General features: G+C 71.0%; 11 protein-coding genes and 1 pseudogene. 7 read left to right on the forward strand and 5 right to left on the reverse strand.

The genetic code is table 11. The features are described 5' to 3' along the window. Positions 1-70: 70 nt before the first annotated feature. Positions 71-1,405, reverse strand: a complete 1,335-nt coding sequence (locus G6R24_RS10590; protein ID WP_338084427.1) for an extracellular solute-binding protein — start codon at positions 1,403-1,405, stop codon at positions 71-73. 256 nt (positions 1,406-1,661) lie between these two features. On the opposite strand from G6R24_RS10590, the gene G6R24_RS10595 reads away from it, so the two are divergent. From G6R24_RS10595 to G6R24_RS24075, 4 genes and pseudogenes are all read left to right on the forward strand, one after another. Beyond that, positions 1,662-2,876 (forward strand): DUF349 domain-containing protein, encoded by a 1,215-nt coding sequence (locus G6R24_RS10595; RefSeq protein WP_163549090.1) that lies wholly within the window; start codon positions 1,662-1,664, stop codon positions 2,874-2,876. Between the two features lie 264 nt (positions 2,877-3,140). Further along, positions 3,141-3,890 carry a helix-turn-helix domain-containing protein gene (locus G6R24_RS22270; protein WP_225438372.1) on the forward strand — a complete coding sequence of 250 codons (750 nt, stop codon included), beginning with the start codon at positions 3,141-3,143 and terminating at the stop codon, positions 3,888-3,890. 128 nt (positions 3,891-4,018) lie between these two features. Then, the gene (locus tag G6R24_RS22275; protein WP_225438373.1) at positions 4,019-4,894 is read left to right on the forward strand and encodes a hypothetical protein; all 876 of its coding nucleotides are present in this window, start codon (positions 4,019-4,021) and stop codon (positions 4,892-4,894) included. 124 nt (positions 4,895-5,018) lie between these two features. Next, positions 5,019-5,976 (forward strand): annotated as a pseudogene (locus G6R24_RS24075) (aldo/keto reductase). Between the two features lie 59 nt (positions 5,977-6,035). Here the strand turns inward: G6R24_RS24075 and G6R24_RS10615 are convergent. Beyond that, positions 6,036-6,551: a DUF1269 domain-containing protein gene (locus G6R24_RS10615; RefSeq protein ID WP_163549091.1), complete on the reverse strand. Its 516-nt coding sequence runs from the start codon at positions 6,549-6,551 to the stop codon at positions 6,036-6,038. Between the two features lie 205 nt (positions 6,552-6,756). Here G6R24_RS10615 and G6R24_RS10620 point away from each other — a divergent pair, with 205 nt between their 5' ends. Next, positions 6,757-7,281 carry an O-acetyl-ADP-ribose deacetylase gene (locus G6R24_RS10620; RefSeq protein WP_163549098.1) on the forward strand — a complete coding sequence of 175 codons (525 nt, stop codon included), beginning with the start codon at positions 6,757-6,759 and terminating at the stop codon, positions 7,279-7,281. On the opposite strand, the gene G6R24_RS10625 is transcribed toward G6R24_RS10620, so the two are convergent. Further along, positions 7,247-8,110 carry a class I SAM-dependent methyltransferase gene (locus G6R24_RS10625; protein WP_163549092.1) on the reverse strand — a complete coding sequence of 288 codons (864 nt, stop codon included), beginning with the start codon at positions 8,108-8,110 and terminating at the stop codon, positions 7,247-7,249. The two genes, G6R24_RS10620 and G6R24_RS10625, sit on opposite strands and share 35 nt — an antisense overlap. A 415-nt stretch (positions 8,111-8,525) precedes the next feature. Here G6R24_RS10625 and mshA point away from each other — a divergent pair, with 415 nt between their 5' ends. Together mshA and G6R24_RS10635 are read left to right on the forward strand one after the other, a co-directional pair. Beyond that, positions 8,526-9,803 (forward strand): D-inositol-3-phosphate glycosyltransferase, encoded by a 1,278-nt coding sequence (gene mshA / locus G6R24_RS10630; protein ID WP_163549099.1) that lies wholly within the window; start codon positions 8,526-8,528, stop codon positions 9,801-9,803. Positions 9,804-9,945: 142 nt separating this feature from the next. Continuing rightward, positions 9,946-10,440 (forward strand): type III secretion system chaperone family protein, encoded by a 495-nt coding sequence (locus tag G6R24_RS10635; RefSeq protein ID WP_163549093.1) that lies wholly within the window; start codon positions 9,946-9,948, stop codon positions 10,438-10,440. 46 nt (positions 10,441-10,486) lie between these two features. Here the strand turns inward: G6R24_RS10635 and dnaE are convergent, their stop codons facing one another. After that, positions 10,487-14,035 carry a DNA polymerase III subunit alpha gene (gene dnaE, locus G6R24_RS10640; protein ID WP_163549094.1) on the reverse strand — a complete coding sequence of 1,183 codons (3,549 nt, stop codon included), beginning with the start codon at positions 14,033-14,035 and terminating at the stop codon, positions 10,487-10,489. A 246-nt stretch (positions 14,036-14,281) separates the two neighbouring features. After that, on the reverse strand, positions 14,282-14,830 hold the full coding sequence (locus tag G6R24_RS10645) for a nitrobindin family protein (protein ID WP_163549095.1): 549 nt from the start codon (positions 14,828-14,830) through the stop codon (positions 14,282-14,284). Positions 14,831-14,935: the final 105 nt, after the last annotated feature.

Below are 14,935 nucleotides of genomic sequence, written 5' to 3' on the forward strand. Positions count from 1 at the left end.
ATCAAAGCATCCCAGCCAGCCGAGGAACAAAAAACAAACGATCTACGAGACCTGACCAGTTACATTGTGACTATCGGGTCAGATTCTCGGCCTCGGTCTGGGCGGCGGCGAGGCTCTGGGTCGGATCCGCGCCGCGCAGCAGGCGGGCGACCTGGCCGCTGAGCGCACCGGCCACCTGCCCGCCGAGTGCACCGCCCCAGGAGGGCGGACGGACCAGCGAGCCGACCGTGCCGAGAAAGACCCGCAGCTGCGGGTAGGTGGTGTAGAAGGCGGACAGCGCACCGACGGCCGCGGTGTCGAGCGGGATGGAGCTGGACGCCCGGGTGTCGTCGGCGACGAACTCCGGCGACAGCAGCGTGACCACCAGCTCCGTCGCCATCTCCCGCTGGCAGCGGTCGGTGGCCAGCACGCTCAGCGCGCTTCCCTGCGCGACCGGACGGAACGTTCCGCCGGGCAGCACGGGGAAGGGAACCATGCCGATCCGCGGGCCCCGCGCACCGTCCCCAGCGACGATCTTCAGGTTGCCGGTGAGCGCGCGGAGGTCCATGGCGAGCATCGCCGTCTGGCGGCGCGGCCCGAAGCGCGCCAGCGCCAGGATGGGAAGGTCGGGCTGCGGACCGTAGCCACCGATCCTGGCCAGGAACGCGGCGGCCTCGCGGGTGGCCGCGGTGGTGAGGGTGGGGCGGCCGACGTCGTCCTGTAGCGGGATGCCCCGGGAGTTGGCCAGGGTGGCGAGCAGCAGTTGGCCCTGCTGCCCGTCGGTGATCACGTCGAGCGGTTGGATGCCCCCCGCGGTGGCCCTGATCCGTTCGGCGGCGGCGAGCACGCCGTCGGTGTCCGACAGCGTCTTCGGGTCGACCCCGGCCCGTTCCAGGAGGTCCTGGTTGTAGACCAGCGCCAGCGTGGTGAGCTGCGTCGGGATGCCGACCAGCCGGCCGGCCACGGTGCCCAGGCCGAGCGCGCGCTGGTCGTAGGAGGCCCGCAGCGACCGCGCGGACAGTGGCTGGGCGCCGAGGTCGCCGGCCATCTCGGGCAGCATCGCGAGCCCCGCGGCCGCCACGTCCACACCGCGCCCCGCGGCCCGGTCGGCGCGGATCGCGGCGGCCAGCGACGGGTCGTCATGGGCATCCGCGACGACGTCGACGGTGAGCCCGGGATGGGCCCTGCGCATCGCCGCCGCGCCGGCCCGCGCCACGTCGCCGTAGATGTCCTCGGTGACCAGTCGCAGCGTCCGCACCTGGGCCGCGCAGGCCGCCGAGGCCCTGGCGCCAGCCGGATCGTCGACGGCCGGTGTCGCCGAACGCCCCGCGGGACGCCCGTCTCCGGCCGAGCCGCCACCGCCACACGCCGTGAGATAAATCATGCCGAGAGCGACAAGTAGCGGTAGCATCCGACGGATACGCATCAGGCGAGACCCCCTCGACCATGCGGACTGGCCCGGCCGCCCGGCCCTCGCGACCGGCATTCGCCCGACTCGTCCCCGTCACGTATCTTGACCCCGGTCGCGCTGGGTTCCAAGGGCTGGCGGTCGAAACCGAACCAACGGGCCCGCGGCGGCGGTGTGAGCCGATCCGCGGCGGCTGTCCCCTCTGGGCCCTTCGCCTGTAAGAATGACAGCCAACCATCAGCCGATCTTCGGACCATCAATCTTCGGGACCACCATGAGCGACCGCAGCGAATCCGACACCGCCGCCGCCTGGGGGCGCGTCGCTGATGACGGCACGGTCTACGTTCGCCTCGCGGACGGGGAGCGCGCTGTCGGATCATGGCGCGCCGGCAGCCCGGACGAGGGGCTGGCGCACTTCCAGCGCCGTTACGACGATCTGTGCGCTGAGGTCACGCTGCTGGAGCGGCGCCTCACGCTGGCCGGCGTCGACCCGGCCGGGGTGGCCGGCACGGCCCGTCGGCTGCTGGATTCGCTGCCCACCGCGGCCGTCGTGGGTGACCTCGACGCGGTGCGGGCCCGACTCGAGACCGTGATCGAGGGCACCCGGGCCCGCCGCACCGCGCTGGCCGCCGAGCGGGCCGAGCGCAGCGCCCGCGTGCTCGCGGCCAAGGAGGAACTGGTCGCCGAGGCCGAGCGGCTCGGGCAGAGCTCCGAATGGAAGTCCACCGGCGAGCGGTTCCGCACGCTCGCGGAGGAGTTCCGCGCCGTCGGCTCGCTCGACAAGCGCACCGACTCGGCCCTGTGGCGGCGCCTTGTCGCCGCCCGGGAGGAGTTCACCCGGCGGCGCACCGCGCACTTCGCCGCGCTCGACACGCAGCGAAGCCGCTCGAAGGAGCGCAAGGAAGCGATCATCGCCGAGGCCCGGGTGCTGGTCGACTCCACCGACTGGGTCGGTACCACCGCCCGCTACCGGGCGCTGCTGACCGAGTGGAAGGCCGCCGGCCGGGCCGCCAAGGACGTCGACGACGCGCTGTGGGCCGAGTTCCGCGAGGTCCAGGACGTCTTCTTCAACCGGCGCAACGAGGCCAACGCCGAGCGGGACGCCGAACTGCGCGAGAACCAGGTCAAGAAGGAGCAGGTACTCGCGGAGGCGGACGCCCTCGACCCGGAGGACATCGACCGCTCCCTGCGTCGGCTGCGCGAACTGCAGATCCGCTGGGACGAGATCGGTCGGGTCCCACGCGAGTCGGCCGGCACGCTCGAACGGCAGATGGCCGCGATCGGCGACCGGCTGCGCGATGCCGCGGACGCCCGCTGGGAGCAGCAGTCGATGGCTTCCTCCCCGTTCGTCACCAAACTGCGGGAGTCGGTGGCGAAGCTGGAGGACAAGCTCGCCAAGGCACAGGCCGCCGGGCGCACGAAGGAGATCGCGCAGGCCGAGGCGGCACTCGCCACCCAGCGCGCATGGCTGGCCCAGGCCGAAAGCTAGGGCACCCGCAAGCGGGCCCACGGGGAAGGAGTACCTCTCCCACCTGCACATTTCCCTCTGACTCGCGACGACGCCGGACGGATACTGCTAACTGGTGCGCTTGCCAGAGTTAGCAGCGCGACGTATCGTCGCCGGTGTTGATGCCGCGTTGTTCCGGTCCCCGCGCCGGTGCGCCGGTCGGGCGGCGCTCGCGCACCGTCCCCGGTGAGAGGCGGCGATGGCGGCCGGTTGTTCGGTCGCCCGGCAAAGGAGGCGTGTGTTCTGGTGTCGGCCCTGAACGTCCGTGAGCTCGGCGACTTTATTCGGGATCAGCGCCGCACGGCCCAGATCTCGTTGCGTCAGCTCGCCAAACAGGCCGGGGTCAGCAACCCGTATCTGAGCCAGATCGAACGCGGTCTGCGCCGGCCATCCGCGGAGATTCTCCAGCAGATCGCCAAGGCCCTGCGTATCTCGGCCGAGGCGCTCTACGTCCAGGCGGGCATTCTCGAGGAACGACACGGCGGCGACAGTGTGATGGCCGCCGTCCTCGCGGACGAATCCCTCTCCGAACGGCAGAAGCAGGTCGTCCTCGACATCTACGAGGCGTTCTGCAAGGAGAATGCCGTCGCCAACCACACCGCGGCGGCGGAAAAACGAACCACCGCGGACCAGACGGGCGCGGGTCGGCCCGTCGCCACCGGCACACCGGTGAAGGTCCGCGGCACCACCCCCCGGGCCCCCCGCCGCACGGCCACCACGGGTACCACGGGTACCACGGGTACCACGGGTACCACGGGTACCACGACCACGGGTACCACGACCACGGGTACCGCGGCGACAGCCAGCGCGGCCGGTACGAGCGTCACGACGCCCAGGAGCACCAGAACGTCCAGATCGACCAGGGCGGTCAGGGCCTCCGGTACGGCCAGCAAGCCCGCCGCGGCTCCCAAGGCCGACGCGGCCCCCGGGACCAGCACGGCCACGAACGTCGACCCGGCGGCGACGCCCGGGGGCACCGAGCAGCCCGAAGGCTGACCAGTCCGACCACCGCGCGCATTCCCCACGCCATCCCCTGACCCACCGCCGGGTCGCGCATCGGGCGCGCCGGCCGGAACCCAGGAAGCGCGATACGACGACACGAACTGACCACTGAGGGAGTCCTGATGGCCACCACCCGTAGCACGAACGGCCGTAGTACGCCGGCCCGTTCCACCTCCACCGGGGCTTCGACCCCCACCGCCAGCGGTTCCGACGCTCCGACCAGCCCCGCCACGTCGACCAGCGGCCCGTCCAGCGCCAGTGGCGGCGCGACGACGCCCACCGCCGGTGCCGCCGCGAACGTGGGCGGCACGAACACCTCCAACAGCGGCCCGTCGTCGAGCCGGACGACCGTCCCGAGCACGCGGACCTCGACCAGCCGCACGTCGACGACGCGCGCCTCGACGACGCGCACCCCCGCGTCGGCCCGGTCCACGACGACCCGGTCCACGACGACCCGCGGGTCGAGCCGACCGGCCAGCCGCACGAGCCCGACCCGGCCGACCGCTCGGGCCAGTGCCAGCGCCGGAGCCGGCGTGCGAGGGGACACCGCCCGGGCCCAGGCCGAGGTCCGGGTGCCGCTGGCGGAGGTGCGCAAGCCGCTGTACGCCTCGGTGGGTGCGGCCGACCTCGCGGTCGCGAAGCTGCGCGCCCTGCCGACGACCACCGGCAACGAGGTGCGTCGGATCTCCGATCGGGTCGGCTCCCTGCCGGTGCAGGCCGCCCGGGTCCCGGTACAGGTCGGCACGGCCGTCCTCGCGCTACCGGGCACGGTCACCTCGCAGATCTCCGACCTTCAGGGACGGGCCACCGATCTCTACAACGCGTGGGCGTCACGCGGTGAGCGCCGGGTGGCGAGCCTGCGACGCAGTCCGGCGACGGAGCAGGCCGTGCACCGGACCCGCACCGCGGTGAGCCAGACCCGCGCGGCCCGCACCACGACCCGCCACGCCGCCACGGCGGTCGGGCGCGCGATCGTCGACGCCGTCCCGCAGAACTGACGAATATCAACCCAGACACAACCGCCAGTGGAAGCCGCAGGTGCGGCCACTAGCACAGTGCAGCCGATCGTGGTCCGTGGACCTGGTGAACACGGGCCCCGATCGGGTGTGCACTATTTAGGGCATGCGCTATCGCTCGCTGGGATCGTCCGGACTGCTTGTATCTGTGGTGGGGTTGGGGTGCAACAACTTCGGCTCACGGGTGGATCTCAATGGCACCCGCGCGGTCGTCGACGCCGCCCTCGATGTGGGCATCACGTTCTTCGACACGGCCGACGTCTACGGAAACAAGGGTGGGTCGGAGACCCAGCTCGGCCACGTCCTGCGCGGCCGTCGTGACGAGGTTGTGCTGGCCACCAAGTTCGGCGGGGACATGGCCGGCATCTACGGCCAGGACTTCCGTGCCCGGACGTCGCGGCGCTACATCCGCAAGGCCGTCGAGGGATCGCTGAGCCGGCTGCAGACCGACTACATCGACCTGCTCCAGCTGCACCGACCGGACCCGTTCACCCCGATCGACGAGACGCTCGAGGCACTCGACGAGCTGATCAAGGCTGGCAAGATCCGTTACGTCGGCTCCTGCAACCTTGGACGCCTGGCAGATCGCCGACGCCGAGTGGACAGCCCGCGCCTCGGGCACCAACCGGTTCATCTCCGCACAGAACCACTACAGCATGCTCGAGCGCGGCGTCGAGGCGGAGCTCGTCCCGGCCACGCTCAAGTACGGCATCGGGGTCATTCCGTACTACCCGCTGGAGAACGGCCTGCTCACCGGGAAGTACCAGCGGGACGAGGCCCCGGCCGCCGGCACCCGGCTGGCCAGCCGGCAGGATCTGCTGACCGACGAGCTCTTCGACCGGCTCGAGGTCCTGGAGACCTTCGCCCGTGAACGCGACCGCTCGCTGCTGGACGTGGCCATCGGCGGTCTCGCCGCGCAGCCCGGCGTCAGCTCGGTCATCGCCGGTGCGACCACCGCGAGCCAGGTGCGGGCCAACGCCACCGCCGGCGAGTGGCAGCCCAGGTCCGACGACCTGGAAGTGCTCAACAAGGTGGCGCCGACCCTGCGCCCACCGGCCCTCTGATCCGCTGACGGTGCTGGTCCACTGACGGTGCTGGTCCGTCGGCGCCCGGCCAGGGGAGTTCAGGCCGGCGCGGCCCGGCGGCCCAGTGCCTCGGCCAGGTGTCGTTCCCGGCTCGCCGGCAAGGTACTCATGATCACCCGTGGCCGGTGCGGCCGAAGGGCGGCGACCACCTCGTCGACCGCCTCCTCGCCGGACCGGCGGACCAGCGCGAACACCGCCGCCCGGCCCGGTTGCAGATGCCCGGCGACCCGCCGGATCTGCGCCTCGTCCACCCCCGGCCCCAGCATCCGACTGATCAGGGCGCCCAGGCCCGCCCCCAGCCCCAGCCCGATCAGCGGGGCGAAGAACAGGGTGCCCAGCACCCCGCCGCAGGCCGCGCCGCCCAACGCCGCGGTGCGCGGCGGGCTGGCCAACCGGTGGATCGTGATCCGACCCGCGTCATCGCGCCACACCAGGGCCCCGTCGACGACGTCGAGCCGGCGGCGACGGCGCAACCGCCGCCCCAGCACCCACGCCGCCCGGGCCTGTTCGAGGCTGTCGAAACCGAGCACCACCAGCCGCGAATCTGCCGTCATCACCGCCGCTCCTTCCACCCCTGTCGCCCGTCCGGCGAAGGCGCCTCCCATCGGATCGCAGGATCAGGCTAAGCGCAATCGCGCCACAGCGTGACCCGCGATGCTCCCCGGAGCCTCTCCCCGAGGCGCCCGCGCCGCCACGATCCGCGCCCGGATGATGCCCCTTCGCACCCGGCGCGATCGGCCCGATGCGACAATGGGCGCCATGGTGCGGGTACGGCTGGAGCAGGGTGACATCACCGGCGTCGAGATCGACGCGATCGTCAACGCCGCGAACAACAGCCTGCTCGGCGGCGGTGGGGTGGACGGTGCGATCCACGCCGCGGGAGGGCCGCGGATCCTCGCGGCCTGTCGTGAACTGCGCCGCACCACACTGCCCGATGGCCTACCGACCGGGCAGGCGGTGGCGACGACCGCCGGGCGACTCCCGGCCCGGCATGTCATCCACGTCGTCGGGCCGATCCACGACCCACGCGAGGATCGTTCCGATCTGCTGTGCTCGGCCTACGTCAACGCGCTGCGGGTCGCCGACGAGCTGGGCGCGTCCGGGGTGGCGTTCCCGGCGGTGAGTGCCGGGGCGTACGGGTGGCCGTTGGACGACGCCGCCCGCCTCGCGGTGACGAGTGTGCTCACCGCGACGACGAACGTGCGGGACGTCCGGTTCGTCCTGTTCGACGCGCGCGTCCACCAGGCTTTCACCGCGGCGCTGGCGGCGGCCAGTCAACCGTGAGCTCGCCCAGTCGCCAGCGGCGCACGTCCCCGCGGACCGGGAAACCCCCCGCGCGCAGGTCGAGTACCGCGGCGATCCAGCGTTGCCGTGGCGAGAACACCGCCTTGGCCGCCGCCCGCGCCCACGCCTGATCCAGCTCCTCGAGCAGCCGGTGGATGTCCTCCCCCGCCACGTTGCGGGCGATCAGCGTCTTGGGGAGTCGTTCGGCGAGCTCGGACGGCTGGCGCAGGCTCGGCAGATGTGCGGCCAGGGTCAGCGTCGGCCCGGCCGGAATCCGCCCGGTGGCGGCCAGCCACCGCGGTGGCGCGGCACTGGCCGGACGGCCGAACCAGCAGGCCCGCCGGCCGATCTCGTCGCAGGTGCCCTCCACGAGCAGCCCGCCGGGCGCGAGCAGGCCGGTCATGGCCTGCCACGCCCCGGCCACGGCCGGCTCCGGGTACTGACGCAGCACGTTCAACGCCCTGATCACCACCGGCTGCCCGTCCCGCGCGACCTGCCCGAACCCGCCGTGGTCGAAGGTGAGCCGGGGTGGCCGGGCCGCCGGGCGCGCCGCCGCGACCCGCTGCTGGTCAAGCTCGAGACCAAGGACCCGCACCCGCGGGCACACCACCCGCAGCCGCTCGTACAGCTCCACCGTCGTCACCGGGGACGATCCGAAGCCCACGTCGACGACCAGCGGGTCGACGCTGCCGCGCAGGAGCGGGCCGGCCACGTCGGCCAGCCAGCGGTCGACCCGGCGCAGCCGGTTCGGCGCCGTCGTCCCCCGGGTAGGGAGCCCAAGGGCACGCGCGCGGCCCGCCGCGAGCCGCCCGCCGCGGGGGTTCACCATCCGCCCAGCGTCGCAGATCGCCCCCCACCGGTTGGACGGGGACGGTGCGGTCCGGCTCCTCGGCCGTCGCCAGGTGCCCTCCTTCGGGCCGGTCGGCGGGCCACCGGGACGTCTGATTCGTTACAGGATCGTGACGACAGATCCGGCACAGAGCGCCACCCCGCCGCGTTGACCTGCAAGGACCGGGAGATTCCCGGTCCGCGGCGACGGATCGGCCACGTCCGATCAGTTGACCGGACAACTGGACGGGTAGAACGGTGGTTCTCGTGTTGGTCCACAGCAACGACGGTCGTACTGGGCGAACGCGGCAACCATCGCCGGACGAAGGTATGCCGTGGGCGCTGCTGGACGGGGGTGCGCGGTGCGTCTGATCCGCGGCGAGTCGGGGCGTGCGGCCCACCCGCGGCGGGTGGCGATGCTGTCGATGCACACCTCACCCCTGGAGCAGCCGGGCACCGGTGACGCCGGCGGGCTCAACGTGTACGTGGTGGAGCTGTCCCGGCAGTTGGCGCGCCACGGGGTCGAGGTCGAGGTGTTCACCCGGGCGGTCAGCAGCCGGGTGCCGGCGACCGCGCAGCTCGCCCCCGGAGTGACGGTGCGCCACGTCGATGCCGGGCCGTTCGAGGAGGTCCGCCGCGAGGACCTGCCGGCGTGGCTGTGCGCGTTCACCGCGGACGTGCTGCGCACCGAGGCCGGGCACGAGCCGGGCTGGTTCGACCTCATCCACTCGCACTACTGGCTGTCCGGGCAGGTCGCCCGGGCCGCCGCCCGCCGATGGGCGGTGCCGTTCGTGCACACCTCGCACACCCTCGCGAAGGTCAAGAACGATGCGCTGGCCGTCGGTGACCGCCCGGAACCCGCCGGGCGGCTGCACGGCGAACAGGAGGTCGTCGCCGACGCCACCCGGCTGATCGCCTCCACCGCCGAGGAACGCGCCCACCTGATCGGTCTCTACGGCGCGGCACCCGACCGCGTGGATGTCGTCGCCCCCGGTGTCGACCTGACCGTCTTCCGCCCGGGTGGCAGAGGTGGCGGCGGCCCCGTCCGACCCGGGGACATCGCCGCGTCGCGGGCCCGGTCACGGCTGCGGCTTGGCCTGGAGGCCGATGGTGAGCTGCTGCTGTTCGTCGGACGCATCCAACCGTTGAAGGCGCCCGACATCCTGCTGCACGCCACCGCCGAGTTGCTGCGCCGCGATCCGAGCCGCCGCGCCCGGCTGTCGGTCGCTGTCGTCGGCGGCCCGAGCGGCGCCGGTCTGGAACAGCCCGACGCGCTGGTGAAACTGGCGGCGGACCTGGGTATCTCCGACCTGGTCCGGTTCCAGCCACCGGCGCCGCAACCCGAGCTCGCGCACTGGTACCGGGCCGCCGACGCCGTGGTCGTGCCCAGTCACAGTGAGAGCTTCGGCCTGGTCGCCCTGGAGGCGCAGGCCTGCGGCACGCCGGTGGTGGCCGCCGCGGTCGGTGGGCTGCGTACGGCGGTCGCCGACGGTGTCTCCGGCCTGCTCGTGCCGGGTCACGACCCGCTGCGCTACGCCGACGCGCTCGACCGCCTGCTGCGCCAGCCCCGGCTGCGGGCCCGGCTCGCGGCCGGGGCGATCGAACGGGCCGCCGGCTTCGGCTGGTCGGCCACGGCCCGCGGGGTGCTGCACAGCTACCAGCACGCGCTGCACCCGACCGCGGTGGCCGTCTGAGCCGAGCCCGTCACACCGTGGGCCGGTAGGGACTGTGGGCCGGTAGGGACTGTGAGCGGGTGGGGGCGGGGGCGTGCGAGGATCGGATTCGGCTGCACCGGATCCGGCTTCACCGCCGCGACGAGCGGGGAGGAACCGCGCCATGACGGCACCCATCGACGCGCCCGAACGTGAACGGCTCGACACCGTGATCGCGACCGCCCTCGCCGACCTCGAGCTCGCCTTCGAACACGTCGGCACCGGCTCGTTCCTGGTCACCCTGGAGGGCGAGCACAAGCTGCGCACCATGACCTGGCTCGTCGTGCAGGACCACACCCTGCTGGTCGAGGCGTTCTTCATGCGCGCGCCGGCCGAGAACACCGCCGGTACCTACGGCTTCCTACTCGGGCGCAACGCGCGCACCTACGGCGTGCACTTCTCCATCGACCGGGTCGGTGACATCTTCCTCACCGGCCAGGTGCCGTTGGCCGCCGTGTCGGCCGACGAGATCGACCGGATTCTCGGCTGCGTCGGCACCTACGCGGACGAGAACTTCGACCCGGCGATCGCCCTCGGGTTCGCGTCCGCCATCGAACGTGAGAAGGCGTGGCGGGCGAAGCTCGCCGCCGACGCCGGCAGCGTGACCAGGCCCGCCTGACCGGCTGGATCAGGCGGACCCGGCGCCCACGGTGGCGGGCCCGCGGTCATGCGGTGACGGCTCGGGCACCGAGCAGGGCCTTGAGGTCTCCCAGCAGGGAACCACTCGCCTGCACCTGCGGTTCGAGCAGCAGCAGGCTGCTGTTCTGCGGGCCTTCCAGACGCAGGTGCACCGGTGTCGAGCCCGGATGGGTCGTCAGGATGACCTTGAGATCGGCGACCAACGGTGGCGTGATCTTGTAGGTGGGCAGGGTGATGACGACCGGCGGCCCGTTCAGATGGGTCGCGACATCGATCACCGTCAGGTCCTGGGCGAACAGCGAGACCGAACCCTCCCGCTCGTTGATCCTGCCCCGCACCGAGATGACCGCGTCCGTCGCGAGCGCGGTGGAGTGGATCTCGTAGGACTGGGGGAAGAACAGCACCTCGATGGAGGCGTCGAGGTCCTCGACGGTCACGATCGCCCAGGCTTTGGCGGTGTTCTTGTTGATCCGCCGGTCGATCTTGCTGATGATGCCGGCGATCTGCACGCTGTTGCCGTCGCTGGCCTCGACGAGGTCGACGATCCGGGTGTCACGGTGGCGATCCAACGCCCGCTCGGCGCCCTCGAGTGGATGCGAGGAGACGTACAGGCCGAGCATGTCGCGTTCCTGGGCCAGCAGTTCCTTCTTCGGCCACTCGGGGCCGGACAGGTCCAGGTCGAGGCCCAGCGGCGAGCTCTCCTCCTCGTCGCCGCCCGCGCCGCCGAACAGGTCGAACTGGCCGATCGCCTCGGCCCGCTTCGTGATGATCACCGCGTCGATCGCGGTCTCGTGCACGCTGACCAGCACCCGGCGGTGATGGCCGAGCGAGTCGAACGCACCGGCCTTGATCAGGGAGTCGATCGTGCGCTTGTTGCACACGCCGATGTCGACCTTCTGCAGGAAGTCGGCGAACGACTCGTAGGCGTTCTTGCGTTCCCGGGCCGCGACGATCGACGCGACGACGTTCTCCCCGACGTTGCGCACGGCGCCCAGGCCGAAGCGGATGGACTCCCCGACCGCGCCGAACCGCAGGTCCGACTCGTTGACGTCGGGTGGCAGCACCTGGATACCCATCCGGCGGGTCTCGGCCAGGTAGACCGCCATCTTGTCCTTGTCATCCCCGACGGACGTCAACAGCGCGGCCATGAACTCGGCCGGATAGTTGGCCTTGAGGTAGGCGGTCCAGAACGACACCACGCCGTACCCGGCGGTATGGGACTTGTTGAACCCGTAGCCGGAGAACGGGACGAGCACGTCCCACAGCGCCTGGACCGCGACGTCGGTGTAGCCCTGCTCCTTCATCCCGGCGGAGAAGCGGGCGAACTCCTTGTCCAGGATCTCCTTCTTCTTCTTGCCCATCGCGCGGCGCAGCAGGTCGGCGGCGCCGAGGCTGTAGCCGGCCAGCTCGCGGGCGATGGCCATGACCTGCTCCTGGTACACCACCAGGTGGTAGGTCTCGCCCAGGATCGGTTCCAGCGCCTCGGCGAGGTCGGGGTGGATCGGGTTGATCTCCTTGCGGCCGTTCTTGCGGTCGGCGTACTCGATGTGGCTGTTGGCCGCCATCGGGCCCGGCCGGTAGAGCGCGAGCACGGCGGCGATGTCACCGAACTTCGTCGGTGACATCAGGCGCAGCAGGTTACGCATCGGCCCACCGTCGAGCTGGAACACGCCGAGCGTGTCCCCGCGGGCCAGCAGTTCGAACGCCTTGGCGTCCTCCAGCGGGAGGGTGGACAGATCGATGTCGACGCCACGGTTGCGTTTGACGGACTCGATCGCGTCGCCGATGACGGTGAGGTTGCGCAGCCCGAGGCAGTCCATCTTGAGCAGACCCATCTCCTCGCACTGAGGAAACGGGAATCCCGTGATGATCGCGCCGTCGTTGTCGCGGCGGTGGATCGGCAGGACGTCCAGCAGCGGCTCGGAACACAGGATCACGCCCGCGGCGTGCACACCGGCCCCTCGGGTCAGCCCCTCCAGCCCACGCGCCGTGTCGATGATCTTCTTCACGTCGGCGTCGGCCTCGTAGAGGGCCCGGATCTCGCTGGCCTCGCTGAAACGCTCGTGCTTCGGGTCGAAGATCCCCGTCAGGGGGATCCCCTTGCCCATCACGTCCGGCGGCATCGCCTTCGAGATCCTGTCGCCGAGCGCGTAGGGGTAGCCCAGCACCCGACACGAGTCCTTGACCGCGGCCTTCGCCTTGATCGTGCCGAAGGTGTTGATCTGGGCGACCCGGTCCTCGCCGTACTGCTCGGTGATGTAACGGATCACCTCACCACGCCGGCGTTCGTCGAAGTCCAGGTCGATGTCCGGCGGCGAGATGCGCTCGGGGTTGAGGAAGCGCTCGAAGATCAGGGCATGCTCGATCGGGTTCAGCTCGGTGATACCCAGAATGTAGGCGATCATCGAACCGGTGGCCGAGCCACGCCCCGGCCCCAGGCCGATACCCCGCGATCGCGCGAACGCACAGATATCCGCGACGACCAGGAAGTAGGCCGGGAAACCCATCTTGTCGATAACGCCGACCTCGTACTCGACGCGCGTGACCACATCCTCGGGCACGCCCGCCGGGAAACGCCAGACCAGCCCGCGGTCGATTTCCTTGCGCAGCCAGGAGAGCTGGGTCTCACCCTCGGGCACCGGAAACCGGGGCATCCTGTCCACGAAGGCGAAGACCTCGTCGTACGGCTCCACCCGCTCGGCTATGAGCAGGGAGCTGTCACAGGCCCCCGGGACTTCCCCGTCCCAGAGACCGCGCATCTCCTCGGGCGACTTGAGGTAGTAGCCGGAGCCTTCGAACTTGAAACGATTCGGATCGTCGAGCCTTTTACCGGTGCCGACGCACAGCAGCACCTCGTGGCTCTCCGCCTGATCCTCGGTCACGTAGTGCGAGTCGTTGGTGGCCAGCGGACGCAGCCCCAGCTTCGCGCCTATGTCGAGCAGGCCCTGGCGGACGCTGCGCTCGATCGGCAGGCCGTGGTCCATCAGCTCCAGGAAGAAGTTGTCCGGACCGAACACCTCCCGATAGGTGGCCGCCGCGGCGAGCGCCTTGTCGAACTGGCCCAGGCGAAGCCGGGTCTGCACCTCACCCGACGGGCAGCCCGTCGTCGCGATGATCCCGGCCGAGTACTGGGAGACCAGGTCATGGTCCATGCGCGGCTTGCGGTAGTAACCCTCGATCGACGCGATGGAGGACAGCCGGAAAAGATTGCGCAGCCCCTCGGCGTTGGCCGCGAGCATCGTCATGTGCGTGTAGGCGCCACCACCGGACACATCGCCGCCCTCGCCCGCGGGGTCGACGTCGCGCTGCGAACGGTCCCCCCACAGAACGGGCCGCTTGTGATGGCGGGACTCAGGTGCCAGATAGGCTTCGATGCCGATGATCGGCTTTACGCCGGCCTTCGTCGCACCCTGGTAGAACTCGTAGGCGCCGAACATGTTGCCGTGGTCGGTCATCCCGACCGCCGGCATTCCCAGCTTCGCCGCTTCCCTGAAAAGCAGGCCCGATTTCGCCGCGCCATCGAGCATCGAATACTCGGTGTGCACGTGGAGGTGAACAAAAGAATCCGCCGACAACCCAGTCCCCTCTCGCCCACAACGACCCGCCGATCGGCAGTCTAGCCCCGACACGGAGAGCTATCGGCGCGCCACGCGACACAACGCCTCGACCCTGATGATCATTCAAGGTTGATTTGTTGAGATCAATAGCGCCTTTGCTTGCGTTCCAGAAACTTCACGGCGCGATCACCTGGGCGCTGCGCTCCGACCGGCCACGCGGAGCCAAAGTGCCGCTTCCCCTGGTGACCGGGCCTCAGGAAGGCGTCAGTCGGAGACGCGCCTGAGGCGGGCGGACAGGTGCGACTGCATCGGCTTGCCGCCGGCCTCCATGTCGATGGCGTAGGCGAGGTCGCCGCCCTCGACGAGGCCGTAGAGCCGCACCGAGCGGGTGACGTCCCGGGCGGTCGCCGTCCGGATCACGACGTTGTGGTCGAGGTCGATGCGGGTACCGGCCACGCTGCCCACATAAATCTCGGCGATGCCGAACGGATGCGCGAGGGTGACCTCGATGACCGTCGCCCCGTCCTCGCCCGGCTGGACCCGCCAGAACCCGGTCTCGGTCGCCAGCGGACCGCCCGGCTCCCGACCGTCGCGGGGCTCGTCCGCCCACCAGGTGTGCGAGACGTAGCCGAGCGCGGGACGTCCGTCAGCGGCGAAGGTGATCTCCTGCCCGTAGTGGAAACCCTCCAGCCCCTCGTAGCCGCCGACCCCCTCCCCCCGCCAGGTCCCGACCAGAAACGCCAACGGCAGCAGACTCGCGTGCAGGTCCACGACGCCTCCCGGCCGGCCCCGACCCTCACCCTGGGCGCTCATCGCTGGCCCTCCTGCAGCTTGTAGACCACGTAACCGGAGAACCAGGCGATCAGAACACACGTCGCCACCAGGAGCCCGCTGAAGAAGTAGTGCAACACGCTGCGG

The sequence above is a fragment of the Candidatus Frankia nodulisporulans genome (assembly GCF_902806475.1).
Classification (GTDB): domain Bacteria; phylum Actinomycetota; class Actinomycetes; order Frankiales; family Frankiaceae; genus Frankia; species Frankia umida.

Coding starts and splice junctions, on each gene's coding strand:
- mshA (WP_163549099.1), top strand. CDS start 8,526: ATGCTGTCGATGCACACCTCACCCCTGGAGCAGCCGGGCACCGGTGAC.
- G6R24_RS22275 (WP_225438373.1), top strand. CDS start 4,019: ATGGCCACCACCCGTAGCACGAACGGCCGTAGTACGCCGGCCCGTTCC.
- G6R24_RS10615 (WP_163549091.1), bottom strand. CDS start 6,551: ATGACGGCAGATTCGCGGCTGGTGGTGCTCGGTTTCGACAGCCTCGAA.
- G6R24_RS10645 (WP_163549095.1), bottom strand. CDS start 14,830: ATGAGCGCCCAGGGTGAGGGTCGGGGCCGGCCGGGAGGCGTCGTGGAC.
- G6R24_RS10635 (WP_163549093.1), top strand. CDS start 9,946: ATGACGGCACCCATCGACGCGCCCGAACGTGAACGGCTCGACACCGTG.
- G6R24_RS10595 (WP_163549090.1), top strand. CDS start 1,662: ATGAGCGACCGCAGCGAATCCGACACCGCCGCCGCCTGGGGGCGCGTC.
- G6R24_RS10620 (WP_163549098.1), top strand. CDS start 6,757: ATGGTGCGGGTACGGCTGGAGCAGGGTGACATCACCGGCGTCGAGATC.
- G6R24_RS10625 (WP_163549092.1), bottom strand. CDS start 8,110: ATGGTGAACCCCCGCGGCGGGCGGCTCGCGGCGGGCCGCGCGCGTGCC.
- G6R24_RS10590 (WP_338084427.1), bottom strand. CDS start 1,405: ATGCGTATCCGTCGGATGCTACCGCTACTTGTCGCTCTCGGCATGATT.